Source organism: Streptomyces sp. NPDC005648 (assembly GCF_040605395.1).
Taxonomy (GTDB): domain Bacteria; phylum Actinomycetota; class Actinomycetes; order Streptomycetales; family Streptomycetaceae; genus Streptomyces.
This window is the reverse complement of sequence record NZ_JBEXCS010000156.1, coordinates 1-12,942: the sequence shown is the minus strand read 5'-3', so window position 1 is coordinate 12,942 and position 12,942 is coordinate 1. Positions and strand designations below refer to the sequence as shown.

7 protein-coding genes and 1 pseudogene are annotated in these 12,942 nt (G+C 74.0%); 2 read left to right on the top strand and 6 right to left on the bottom strand.

Features of this window, described 5'->3' with window-relative positions; genetic code table 11:
* Window positions 1–2,183: SpoIIE family protein phosphatase (locus ABZT17_RS43580; RefSeq protein ID WP_356357731.1), on the bottom strand; the 2,183-nt coding region annotated here is incomplete at its 3' end.
* A 357-nt stretch (window positions 2,184–2,540) separates the two neighbouring features.
* Between ABZT17_RS43580 and ABZT17_RS43575 the strand changes: the two are divergent.
* Window positions 2,541–3,065: pseudogene (locus tag ABZT17_RS43575) on the top strand (response regulator transcription factor); the annotation flags it as partial.
* Here ABZT17_RS43575 and ABZT17_RS43570 read toward each other — a convergent pair.
* The 4 genes from ABZT17_RS43570 to lanKC all read right to left on the bottom strand — a co-directional run bounded on the left by ABZT17_RS43570 (window position 2,988) and on the right by lanKC (window position 9,515).
* Window positions 2,988–4,859, bottom strand: a complete 1,872-nt coding sequence (locus ABZT17_RS43570) for an ATP-binding cassette domain-containing protein (RefSeq protein ID WP_356357730.1) — start codon at window positions 4,857–4,859, stop codon at window positions 2,988–2,990. The pseudogene ABZT17_RS43575 and the gene ABZT17_RS43570 sit on opposite strands and share 78 nt — an antisense overlap.
* A gap of 65 nt (window positions 4,860–4,924) precedes the next feature.
* Entirely contained in the window at window positions 4,925–6,622 is a 1,698-nt protein-coding gene (locus ABZT17_RS43565; protein ID WP_356357729.1) for an ABC transporter ATP-binding protein, read from the bottom strand.
* A 129-nt stretch (window positions 6,623–6,751) separates the two neighbouring features.
* Entirely contained in the window at window positions 6,752–6,871 is a 120-nt protein-coding gene (locus tag ABZT17_RS43560; protein WP_356357728.1) for a SapB/AmfS family lanthipeptide, read from the bottom strand.
* Between the two features lie 46 nt (window positions 6,872–6,917).
* Window positions 6,918–9,515, bottom strand: coding sequence for a class III lanthionine synthetase LanKC (gene lanKC, locus ABZT17_RS43555; RefSeq protein WP_356357727.1), 2,598 nt, complete (start codon window positions 9,513–9,515; stop codon window positions 6,918–6,920).
* A 187-nt stretch (window positions 9,516–9,702) separates the two neighbouring features.
* Between lanKC and ABZT17_RS43550 the strand changes: the two genes are divergently transcribed.
* Window positions 9,703–12,162 carry a SpoIIE family protein phosphatase gene (locus tag ABZT17_RS43550; protein ID WP_356357726.1) on the top strand — a complete coding sequence of 820 codons (2,460 nt, stop codon included), beginning with the start codon at window positions 9,703–9,705 and terminating at the stop codon, window positions 12,160–12,162.
* Here the strand turns inward: ABZT17_RS43550 and ABZT17_RS43545 are convergent.
* On the bottom strand, window positions 12,149–12,604 hold the full coding sequence (locus ABZT17_RS43545) for a MarR family transcriptional regulator (protein ID WP_356357725.1): 456 nt from the start codon (window positions 12,602–12,604) through the stop codon (window positions 12,149–12,151). The two genes, ABZT17_RS43550 and ABZT17_RS43545, sit on opposite strands and share 14 nt — an antisense overlap.
* Window positions 12,605–12,942: the final 338 nt, after the last annotated feature.

Here is a 12,942-nt window from a genome sequence, read left to right as displayed (position 1 = left end):
GCGCACGACACCCCCGTACACGCGCCCCAAACCCGCACCCCCGAGCCCACCACCGGCGCGCACGACACCCCCGCAAGCAGCAGCAGTGCCACGTCGTCGATGCGTTCGGGAGTCGTCGCGCTGTCGCGGACCAGGCGGTCGGCCAGTTCGTCGAGGGGGAGTTCCCCGTTCTGGGTGAGCCGTTCGCCGAGGTCCGTGAGGGCGTCCTCGATGTCGACGCCGGGTGACTCGATCAGGCCGTCGGTGTAGAGCGCGAGCACCGCGCCGGGGCCGAGTTCCACCTCGGTCGTCGGATAGGCGGCGGACGCGTCGATGCCGAGCAGCGGACCGCCCGCCAGGTCCAGGACCCGTACCTTCCCGTCGGGCCGTCGCAGCAGGGGCGGTGGATGACCCGCCCGGGCCATCACGGCCCGTCCGTGCGCCGGATCGAGCCGCAGATACAGACAGCTCGCGAACAGGTCGGTGCCGAGGTCGATCAGCAGCCGGTTGGTGCTGCGCATGACCTCCTCGGGTGGCTGCCCCACGGTCGTGTACGCGCGTACCGCCGTACGGATCTGCCCCATCAGCCCGGCCGCCGTCACATTGTGGCCCTGCACGTCCCCGATCACCGCCGCCGCCCCGCCCGCGGTCGGCACCAGGTCGTAGAAGTCCCCGCCGATCTCCATGCCCTGCGTGGCCGGCAGATAGCGCGAGGCCGCCTCGACCCCGGGCAGCGCCGCCAGCGAGGCGGGCAGCAGCGCCGCCTGCAGACCGTGGGCGAGCTGGTGCTTGGCGTCGTAGAGCAGCGCCCGTTCCATGGCCTGGGCGATCAGCGCGCACAGGCTCGTCAGCACCGCCCGCTCGTCCGCGGGGAAGGGATGGGGTTCGGCGTAGGCCAGCACACAGGTGCCCACCGGCCGTCCCGAGGCGATCAACGGCAGATACGCCCATGCCGCGTAGCCGTCGGGGGTCGGGTGCAGGGACGGGTACAGCCGCTCCAGCTGCTGCCGCGACTCGAAGAACGCGGGCACCCCGGTGTTCAACGCATGCGTGCCCGGCGTCCGTTCGGACAGCGGCAACCCGTCGAACCGCTCCACGTCCTGCGCGTCCGGATAACCCCGGTGCCCGAGCACATGCAGCCGCCCCGCCCGTGAACCGAGCATCACCAGCGCCTGGGCTCCCACGGCCGGGCCGATCTCGTCCGCGACCAGCTGCACCACGTCCTGCACGCCGACCGCCTCGGTGAGCGCCCCGGACAGGCTCAGCACCTGCGAGATGGTCACCAGCCGGGACGGCGCGTCACCCGGCTGCGGCCCGGCCCGGTTCATCTCCGCCACCGCCCGCGCCCTGGTCACCCGCACACTCAGCCCCGTCGTGCTGGGATACAGCCGGAACGACAGCCAGTCCCCGGGCGGCCGCAGCGCCACGAACGACGTGGTGTGCTGACTGATCAGCGCGGCCCGGTAGCGGTCCTCGTACGCCGGGTCGTTGAGCCACGGCACCGACGCCCACAACTGGGCCCCGAGCAGCTCGCCCGCGCGGACGCCGATCAGTTCGACCGCCGCCGCGTTGGCGAAGGTGACCCGCCCGTTCAGATCCAGCGAGCACAGCCCGTACGGCAGCCGGGCCACCATCCGCGCCGCCTCCACCGTGCCGAGCGTGCCGGCCGGCCCGCCCACGGTGGGCGCCGCCAGCAGATCCGGCTCGTACGGCAGCGGACGGCTGTCCTCCATGGCCCGCTCCAGCCGTAGCGCCAGCCGGTCGCAGGCCGCCGTCAGCTGGCCGCGCTCCCGCTCCGACAGCTCGGGCGGATGCGAGCCGGGCCAGGTCACGAAGACGGCGCCGTAGGCCGTGGACGAGGTCGCCACCGGCAGCGCCGCCAGCGCGAAGGGATACGGCAGCACCACGGCGATGCGCGGATAGTTGCGCGCCATGTCCTCCTCGCCGCCCACCCACACCAGCCGCCGCTGCCGCACCGCCTCGGCGACCGGGATCGGCGCGCTCAGCCCCACCCGCTCCCAGGGCGCCGCGAAGGCCCTCGGCAGCCCCGCCATCACGGCCATCTCCAGGACGGACTCGTCGGGCGCCAGCAGATACACGGCACCGGAGTGCGCGTGCACCTCCTCCATCATCGAGGCCAGGGCCAGCGACAGCAGTGGGCGCCCCACCCGGGTCCTCGCGGTCCCGGGCGGGTGGGCCGACATATGCCCGCCGGACACGCCGACCACCTCCTCGCACAGCCGCGCGACGGGTTCCCAAGGGGTCCCAAGGACCAAATCTGCCCCCTGGCGGCCCGACGCGCACGGCGAGCGGGGCGGCACGGCCCCTTCCCGGCCGTGAACGGGCACACGTGTACCCACCCCCGTCGAAGAGAGCGCGGGTACCCCGGCGGCCCGCGACCATGCCACCCCGATCGATGCGCGCGGCGGCGTACGGGCGCCCCGCGTGCGCCCCCGCGCACCCCGATGGCCGGTTCTTCGCGGCCATGAACGATGAGAGGCGCCAACAATGGGGCACGCGTCAACACCATCGAACCGGAGTGGGCGAGCTGAGGTGGCGGAGTGATCCGAGTGGTTCTGGTGCACGACGAGTCTCTGGTGCGGTCGGTCCTGGCGGAGTGGCTCCGCCGTGAGCCCGATCTGCGGGTCGAGGACACGCCGTGGCGTGGCGCGCCCGGACGCGTGCGGGCTCTGCGGCCCGATGTCTGCGCGGCGGACCTGGAGTGCTCGGAGGCCTATGGCATCCCCCCGCTCGGCGAGCTCTGCTCGAGGAGTCCGGGCCTGCCCCCGCCGAGGCTTCTGGTGCTTGCCGCCGCGAACCGGCCGGGGCTGCTGAAACGGGCCGTCGAGGCGGGAGCGCTCGGCTATGTCGACAAGGAGGGCTCGCCGGAACACCTCGTCCGCGGCATCCGCCGGGTCGCCGAGGGGGAACGTTTCGTCGACGACTCGCTGGGCTTCGGTTTCCTCAAGGCCGCCGAAATGCCGCTGACAAGACGCGAGTTGAGCGTCTTAACCCTGGCCGCCGAGGGTGCCTCCGTCGCGGAGATCGCGGGAAGCCTGCACCTGTCGCACGGGACGGTGCGCAACTACATGGCGGCCATCACCCGCAAGACCGGCGCCCGCAACCGCATCGACGCCATCCGCATCTCGCAGGGGGAGGGCTGGCTGTGACCGCCCCGGTGCCACGGGCGCCCAGCTGCCGACCAGATCCCGGTACAGCGGCGAGTCGCGCAGCAGCTCGTCGTGGGTCGCGAGGGCCGTCCCCGTCCCGTGCATCACGAGCACCCGGTCCGCGCGCCGTGCCGAGCTGATGCGATGCGCGACGACGACCAGCGTGCCGCCCGGCCGTCGGGCGAAGGCCCGTTCGGCGCGCTCCTCGGCCCGCGGGTCGAGATGGCAGGTCGCCTCGTCGAGAAGGGCCAGCGGGGCGTACGACAGATAGGCCCGGGTCAGCGCGATCAGCTGCCGTTCCCCTGCCGACAGGGCCCCCGGCTCGACCTCGGCGTCCGGCCCGCCCAGCCGCTCCAGCAACGGCCCGAGCCCGACCGCCTCGGCCGCCGCGAGCAGCTCCGCCTCGGGCACGGGGTCCGGCCGGAAGTGCACCAGGTTCTCGGCGACGGTCCCGGTGAACACGTACGCCTCCTGCGGGATGAGCACCCGCCGGGCCGCGGCCGCCGCCGACGGCACCGGCTCCCCGTCGACCCGGATGCCGCCGTGCCGGGGTGTGAGAAGCCCCGCGACAAGGGCGGTCAGGGTGGACTTCCCGATGCCGCTGGGGCCGACGACGGCCAGGTGGGCGCCGGGCGCGAGGGTGAGGTGGAGATCCTCGACGACGGGGGCGGCGGTGGGACCGTAGGCGAAGGTGACGGAGGAGAGGGCCAGGGCGGGAGGGGTGTCCTTCGCCGGGAGGGGGCGCGTGGGTGCCGGCAGGCGGTCGTGCCCGGGGCCGTCCGGGAGCGATGCCCCGCCGGTCTGTTCGCCGACGGGGGCCGGAGCCAGCCGCCTCAGTACGACCGTCAGCCGTGACCCGCTGGTGCCCAGGCCGTGGACCAGGTTGCTCAGGGCCGGCAGGAGGGACTGGGTGACATAGGCCAGCGCGCCGACCAGAGCGCCCGTGGTGACACCGTGGGCGAGGAGCCAGGGGGCGGCGGCGAGCAGCAGCACGATCGGGAGCTGTCCGCCGACGGCGAGGGCCGCCACGCGCAGGACGCCCCAGCGGGCCAGGGAGCGGGCGGCGCGGAACTCGGCGTCGACCAGGCGCCCGGTGTCGGCGGCGATCCGCTGCTCCGCGCCGGTCGCGGTGATGTCCCTGAGTCCGGGACCGACGGCGCCCAGTCCGTCGGCCAGCGACTCGTCGGCCATGAGGAACGCCTCCTGCCGGCGGGCCAGCGGCCGCAGCGTCGCCGCGAAGAGGGCGACCCCGGCCAGCAGCGGGGGACCGACGACCAGCAGCAGGAGCGGCGCCAGCGAGAACAGCCCGACCAGCGAGCCGACCGCCGTGAACACGAACGACCTCGACACCATGACCAGACCGGCGAAGGTGTCCCGGGCGATCTCCACCTGCTGGGTGAGCCCCGAGAGCGCCCCGCCGTCGGCCTCCCGCACCCCACGCCGGACCACCCGCTCGACGAGCCCGTCCCGCAGGGGTTCGACCAGCGCGGCGACCGCGCCGTACACGCGGGCGGTCCCGTACGCCCCGAGCACCACACCGATCCCGGCCACCGCGAGCCAGCCCAGCCCGGCCCCGGCCCGCCCGGCGAGAAACCCCTGGTCGAGGGCGCGGGCCGGGGCGTACCCGATGAGGAAGGTCTGCCCGGTCTCCAGCACGGACCAGCCGGCGAGCCGCAGGACGACCCGACGGCGGGCGCGCAGGAAGCGCAGACCGCGCGCGAGGACACCGGCGCCGGCGCGAGGGTGTCGCCGGGCGCGCGCGTCGGGGACGCCGGTCACCCCGGCCCCCCGTCCCCGAACACCGCCCGGTATCCCGCGTCCTCCCACAGCCGCGCGTGCGTCCCCACCGCCCGCACCCGGCCGCCGTCCAGCCACGCCACCGCGTCCGCCCGTGCCGCCGTCGCCGCCCGGTGGGCGATCAGGAGCCGGGTGCCGCCCGAGCCATGGGACAGCAGTGCCTCGGCGATACGGGACTCGGTCACCGTGTCCAGGCTCGACAGGGCGTCGTCGAGGATCATCAGCCGGCCGTCATGGGCGAACGCCCTTGCCAGCCCCAGGCGTTGGGCCTCGCCACCCGAGTGCGGGGCCTCGGCGCAGAGAGTGTCGTAGCCCTGGGGCAGCCGGCGGACGAAGTCGTCCGCGTGGGCCGTGCGGGCCGCCTCGCGGACACGGGCGGGGGAGGGGGCGGCGAGGCCGAGGGCGATCGTGTCCTCGATGGTGGTGCCGAGGAGGGCGGGGCGCTCGAAGGCGTAGCCGACGGCTCGGCGCAGTTCGTCGTGGGACAGGTCGCGCAGGGGGATGCCGTCGAGGAGGATCTCGCCGGTGTCGGGGTCGGCGAGGCGGCCCGCGAGCGCGGCGAGCAGGGATTTGCCGGTTCCGGAGCGACCCACCACGGCGAGCGTCGTAGCGCCGGGGACCACGAGGTCGACACCCTCCAGCACGGTGCGCCCGCCGCGACGGGCGCCGACCCCCCGAAGCTCCAACCGGCCGGTGCCGGGCGGCAGTCGGCGTGCGCCGTACGCCGGCGCGGGCTTTGTCAGGACCTCGCCCAGGCGGTCGGTGGCGGCGCGGGCCCGGGCCAGCGCCGCGAACTGGCCGACGAGCACGCCGACTCCGGTGGCGAGGACGGCGTACCGGGAGGCGGCGAGCGTCTCGCCGGCCGTGAGCCGGTGCCGGGTGAGCAGCACGCCGGCGACCGCGACGACGGCGAGTTGCAGCAGGGGCGCGACGGCTGAGGCCTGGCCGGCCGCCCGCCCCTGCACCCGCCACATGCGGTGCCCGGCGCGCGACAGTTCGGGGAGCGGGCGCAGTATCCGTGCCGTCTCCTTCCGCGCGGTCCCGGCGGCCCGTACCGTGCGACGGCCGTCCACCGCCTCCGCCAGCGCGCCCGCGATGCGCCCCTGCACCCGCTGGTACTCGGCCACGCACCGGGTCGTGTCCCGGGCGAACGCCCGCAGCAGCAGCGTCAGTACGGGCGCTCCGGCGAGGAGGACCACCGCCGGCCGCCAGTCGATGAGGGCGAGCGCCACCATGCCCCCGACGGGGGCGGCGAGCGCGGCCGGCAGCGCGGCGCGGGCGGCCGGAGCCGTCCCGGCCTGGGCGGCGTTGCCGACGAGACGGGCGACGAGGTCACCGGGCCCGAAGCGCGCGGTGGCGCGGGGGCCGAGGTCCAGCACATGCCCGGTCAGCCGACCGCGCAGCCATGCCGTCGTGCGGGCGGTGACGGTGCCGGAGAGCAGGGTCTCGCAGGCGTCGAGGAGGGCCGTCAGGAGGACCAGCCCGGCGCAGTACAGCACCCAGCGGGTCGCGGGGGCGTGGGCGAGCAGCAGGTCGAGGGTGCGGCCGAGCGCGGCCGGGAGCAGCAGGCCCGCCCCGGTCGAGGCGGTGCTCACCAGGCACAGGGCCGCACAGCGGGCCCCGCTGTGCCGGGTGGCGAGTCGGGTCAGGGCAACGGCGTCGGCACGAGTGGTCATACGGCCACGGCCTCGCATCCAGGGTCGAAAGGGGTGCCCCGCAGGACCCCGGGCGGCCCCTCCCACAGGGGAGCGGACCGCCCGGAGCCGTGTGCGCACGGTGCTCGTCAGAGCGTCACAGACACAGCGTCACAGACAGAGCAGAACGCTCGCTGCGCTGATGCAGGAGAGCAGGCTGGCCGTGGAGGCGCCGCCGCCACCCTCCGTGTGCTCGTCGGATTCCATGGTCTGCAGGTCGAGCAGTGCCATTTCGTGTCCTTCCTTCTTCTGTGTCACCCGTGGGGACGGGGTTGCGTCACGACTCCGCCGGGTCGGCGAGCCGCGTCTTCGTGGGCCGCCGCAGCGGCGGGAGGAACGGCAGGTGGGCGCTGCCCCGGGTGGCCGCGGCGATCGCGAGCAGACACCCTGCCGTTCCGGTCGCGAGGTCCATGGAGAGCCGCATCATCTGGTGCCCGGGGAAGGCCAGTTGGCCCTCGTACGCCATCGCGTACCAGCCCAGTGCGGCGATCTGGTCGGTCAACTGCCGCTCGGTCGCATCGGGTTGCGTGGTGCGGCCGAGGTGCAGGATCATCCCGGCGCGGCCCTGGAAGAGGCCGGGCTGGGCGTAGAACCGGGAGGTCGCGGCGGTGAGGATGCCGGCGCGCGCCTTCTCGAACCCGGTGTCGGCGGCGTGCGCGAGGTAGTCGTCGAGGACCATGCCGATCCCGGCACTGCCGTCCCCGAGATACGGCAGGGTCCGCCAGCCCTCGTCGACTTCGAGCCCGCCGCCGCTCTTCTGCACGACACAGTTGTCCAGGTCCCGGCGCAGCGCCACCGCGGCGGCCTCCAACAGCCGCTCGTCGCCGGTCCGTTCGTACTGCCGGAGCAGGAACAGCGCGGGTCCGCTCGCGCCGCGCAGCAGCCCGGCCCGCCGGCGCCGCGTCCCCGAGTCGGACAGCGGTTCGGCGAGACGTCGTACGACGATGTCCGCGGCCTCGGCGGCCCGCTCCCGAAGCTCCGGCTCGCCCGTGGTGTCGGCCAGTTCGCCGAGGACCAGGCCCAGGCCGGCCAGACCGCCGTGGAGGTCGGAGGACAGGTGCCGCCACTGTTCGGCGAGGATGCCCTCGACCAGGTCGAGGGCCCGTCCGCGGTGGCCGAGCCGGGCGAGGACGTGGGCGACGCCGGCGAGGCCGTCGTAGAGACCGAGCGGTGTGCCCGCCGGCGCGGGGGCGGTGTGGGTGAGCAGCCAGCGCTCGCCCTCCTCGTAGCGCTCGGCGCCCGCCTCGGCGAGGGCGTGGAGCACACCGGCCGCGCCATGGGCGAGTCCGAGGCCGCCGCCGTCGGAGAACTGGGCGATGTCGCCCGGGAAGAGGCGGTCGTCGCGGTCCGGGGTGGCCGAGGCGAGGATCGCCTTGACCATGGAGTCGTGGCTGTGCGGCCGGTCGTCGGTGCGGACGAACGCCGGGGCCTGCACACCGCGGGTGATCTCGGCGACCGCCTCGTCCAAAAACCCGCTCGGTAGGTCCGGGAACTGCTCGGCGATCACCTCCGCGAGGTGGGCCGCCTTGCCCCGGTCGACCACGAACAGCGTGGTCACGGGCAGGAAGAGGGCGAGCCGTAGGCAGGCCAGCGCGTAGCGGTCGACGGCGGTGCCGGTGCGGTCGGGCGGGGCGAAGAAGCCGGGGTGGGCGACCACCTGGCGGCCGTTCTCCGACGCCGGGGCGGCCGCCTCGAAGTCGATGAGGAACACCGACTCCTCGTCCGGGGCGACCATGATGTTGAAGACGTGCAGGTCGTTGAAGACGATTCCCCGTGCGTGCACGGCCGCCACCGCGCGCTCGACGGCCCCGTGGATGCGCACCGCCCATGCGGTGTAGGCCCGCACGGCGTCCGGGTCCGGGTCCGGCGTCAGCAGGGGATGGCGCTCGGCGAAGTACGAGTTGAGCGGGCGGCCCTCGACGAAGTCCATCACCAGGAACCGGTGGTCGCCCAGCGTGAACCAGTCCCGCACCTCGGGCACCACACCGGTCCCCGCCACCCGCTCCAGCGCGGCCTTCTCCCGCTCCAGGCGGGCGATCGCGTCGGCCCCGTCCGAGGCAAGCCCCGCATGGGGCCGCCCCTCCTTGAGGACCACCCTGCGCCCGTCGCGGGTGTCGGTGCCCGCGTACACCCCGCCGCCGTTGGAGAAGTGCAGCGCCTTCTCGATCCGGTACGGCAGCTCGCCCACCGTCGTGTCGTTGCGCGCCGCCAGATGCGGCCGCAGGAACTCCGGGAGCGTCACCCACCGGGGCACCTCGAAGGAGGGCGCCCTGCGGTCCGGGACCAGCCGGCCCTCGCCGTCGCGAACCGCCGGCACGAGCGAGCCCCGCTCGTCCACGGTGAAGGTGCGTGCGAAGGCGCCGTAGCGGACATAGAGCGGGCCCTCGTACCAGCGCAGGTCGGTGAGGATGTAGGGCCCCTCGAAGCCCTTCAGCAGGTCGCCCAGCTCGCGCAGCACCTGGTGCAGCTGCTCCTCGTCGGCCGGGTAGATCGTGACGAACTTGCCGCTGGTGTCGCGGCCCGCGTACTTGGTGTTGCGCAGATGCAGCAGATGCGGTCCCGGGACGAACTTGAACGGTATGCGGCGCGGCACGCAGTGGTCCCACACGATCGCGGCGATCCGTTCGGCGTTCTCCCGGGTGGCCGAGGCGTGGATCTTCCAGCCCTGGGACGGCCCCTCCACCGGGTTCTGGTCCGCGTCCAGTGGCGTCAGCGTCAGCCAGTCGCCGATCCGCGCCGCCGTCCAGCCCTCCGGCACCTCACGGCGCGCCGTCCCGAACTCGGGCGCGGACCGCTCGCCGGCCGCCGAGAGCCGGTCCGGCGTCTCGTAGAAGTGTCTGTCCGCCAGCGCGTACACCTCGTACCGCTTGTCCATCGAACCCCCTCCGTGGCCCGCCACCGAGACTTCCAGCCGGCGGCCGCCCGGGGACAGTCACGTCTGTCACGAGCTCACCGTGCGGTACGCACGGGTCAAGTCATGTTCGGTCCGTTTCGAGCGGACACGCCCGCTGACCTCCACGGAATGCTCACAGGGGCTGCGCACACGCCACATACGCGCTGTAATGACGGACGTGGTCACTGAGGGCGCGGAGGGACGCAGAACGAGAATCCTGCGCGCCGAAGTCGCTCTGAAAGCGCTCACGAGCGGTCCGGCCTCGCCCGAACGGGTCCGTCGTGTGCTGGAACAGACGCTCGTCTACGCCGGTGCGGCCTGCGCCGCCGTGTACTCGCCGAGCCAGGACGGCGAGCTGCTGTGCCTGGTCGAGTCGGTGGGTGCGCCGCGCACGCTGTTCGGGCTGCGCGACAGCTACGCACGCTCCGGACACTCGGCGGTGGCCGAAGCCCACCGCTCGGGCGGCGCTGTCTGGCTCGGCCCCAAGGAACTCGCCGAGGGCGCGGCGGCCCGGCGCACGCCCTCGCGGGACTTCCATGTGGTGGTGCTGCCCACGCGCGGGGACGGCGGCGGAGGCTGTCTCCTGGCGATCAGCGAGCGCCGCGACGGCTTCGACTCCTACGACCGCGAGTGTCTGGAGCTGATCGCCGACACCGTCGGCAGCCCCGCACCGGCCCGCGCCGCCGAGGGCGGCGAGATGGCCGCCGGTGCCTTCAGCCTCGCCATGGACACCGGCCAGGTGGAGGTCGGCGACGACATCCTGGGACTGTTCGCGCTCACCCGGGACGAGTTCGACGGCAAGGTGGAGACGCTGCTGGGCCTGACCGTGCCGGAGGACCTGCCCTCGCTGATGTCCGTGACCGAGGCCGACCACATGACCATCGGCGAGCGCGAGCTGGAGTTCCGGGTGTTGCAGCCGTCCGGGCCGCCGAAGTGGCTGCGGCTGCGCGGGCGGCTGCTGCCCGGTGGGGAGGGCCGGCCCGCGCGCCTCGTGGGCACGGTCGCCGACGCCTCCTCGCTGCGCTCCGACGTCACCGACGTGGCCCGCGTCCAGCGACTGGCCGCCGCCCTCGCCACCGCCGGCACCGTCCGTGATGTCAGCCAGGCCGTGGTGTCCGCCCTGCGCAAGCCGCTGCGGGCCGACCGGATCGCGCTCGCCGAGCTGGAGGGCGACCGGCTCGTGGTCACCGTCCTCGATCCGCCCGAGCCGGAGTCGTGGCCCGAGCTGTGGCGTCTGGAGTGGCGCTCCGAGTGGCCCGACGCGCCGGTGCGCGCCATGCCGACCCTGGCCGCCGCGCTGCGGGAGGGCCGCGCCCAGATCTGGCCCGCCGGCACCGCTCTGGAGGACGCGCTGGCCGATGTCGGCCCCGGCGGCCTCGCCGTCCTGCCGCTCCCGGCCGGCAACCGTATGGCCGGCGCCTGTCTCATCGGCTGGGACACCCCGCACGACTTCGGTCCCGACGAACGCGCCCTGCTCACCGCCTCCGCCGGCCTCGCCGGACAGGCCCTGATGCGCGCCCACGCCTTCGACGCCGAGCACGAGCTCGTCGGCATGCTCCAGCGCCAGCTGCTCCCGCGCCGGCTGCCCAAGCTGCCCGGGGCGGTCGCCGTCGCCCGCTACCTGCCCGCCACCGCCGGCCTGGAGGTGGGTGGCGACTGGTACGACGTGATCCCGCTGCCCGACAACCACGTCGCCCTCGTCATCGGGGACGTCCAGGGCCACAGCACGGCCGCCGCCACCCTCATGGGCCAGATGCGCACCGCGCTGCGCGCCTACGCCGTGGAGGGGCACCCGCCGGACGTGGTGGTCTCCCACGCCAACCGTCTGCTGCTCGACATCGAGACCGACCTTTTCGCCACCTGCTGCTATGTGGACGTCGACATGGAGGAGGGCTCCGCCTGGTACGTCCGCGCCGGACACCTGCCACCGGTGCTGCGTCACCCGGACGGCTCCACGGAGATCCCGGAGTCGGACGGCGGGCCCCCGCTGGGCGTGATGGCGCAGGCCGACTTCCCGCTCAGCGTGATCCGGATGCCTCCCGGCACCGTCCTCGCCCTCACCACCGACGGCCTCGTGGAGTCCGCGGAGGCCGACATCGACACCGGTATGGACCGGCTCGCCCACGAACTCTCCGTGTCCGACCCGGCCCACCTCGGCCTGGTCGCCGACGCCCTGCTCGGCAACGCCCACCGCACCGACGACGTCGCCCTGCTCCTGCTGCGCTACGACGGCATGGCACTGCGCCCGCAGCGCGAGAGCTGGACGGTGTGGCGGGTCCCGGAGGCCGTCGGACACGCCCGCCGCTTCACCCGGCGCACCCTGCGCTCCTGGGGCGTACCCCAGGACGACCTGGACACCGCCCTGCTCGTGGTGTCCGAGCTGACCACCAACGCCCTGGTGCACACCGACGGCCAGGTCCGGCTGGACCTCACCCTGCTCGACAGCCGGCTGCGCGTCTCGGTCGCCGACACCTCGCCCCGCACCCCGGCCAAGCCGACCAACATCGGCTGGGAGGCCACCGGCGGCCGCGGCATCCTGCTCGTCGAGGCCATGTCGGAGATCTGGGGGTCCGTGCCGGTCAGCGGCGGCAAGCAGGTGTGGGCCGAGATCGGGCTCAGCCGTCCGTGACGTTGGCCGTGATCAGCCGCAGCAGCTGCTTGGCCATGGCGTCCTGCTCGGGTGTGAGCCCCATCGCGTCCCCGATGGCGAGCGGGACGGTGCGTGCCCGCTCCTGGAGCGCCGCGCCCGCCCCGGTCAGCCGGATCGCGACGGACCGCTCGTCCTCGGCACGCCGCTCCCGGCGCAGCAGCCCGGCCGCCTCCAGCCGCTTCAGCAGCGGTGACAGGGTGCTGGACTCCAGCTGCAGCGAAGCGCCCAGGTCCCGTACGGAGATCGAGTCCTGTTCCCACAGGACGAGCATGACCAGGTACTGCGGGTAGGTCAGACCGAGTTCGTCCAGCAGCGGGCGGTAGCGCGCGGTGACGGCGCGGGAGGCCGCGTACAGGGCGAAGCAGAGCTGGTCGTCGAGGAGGAGCGAGCCCTCGCCCGGCTCCGCTGCGGCTTGGTTCACGGCACGGCTCCCGGTCACTGCTCTGATCACGGCGATCACCACCCTATCGTTCAGGTCTGTCCGATTCTATCGTGGCCAAAGAAAGCGAGCACGAATTAGTTGTGCACGACTTAATCGAGCGCTACTGTTCCTGGTGTGCCGCCGCCCGTGGCACCCGATCCGAGGAGTCCGTCATGACCGGCACCACCGCACCCCGTCCCGTCCTCGAACCCGCCGCCCAGGCCTTCGTCGAGGCCACCGCCAACCCGCCCTACCTCTTCGACCTCGGTCCCGCGCCGGGTGCGCGTCGGCTGGACCGCGCTGGTCCTCGCCGTCACCCTGTCGCTGCAGTGGGCGCC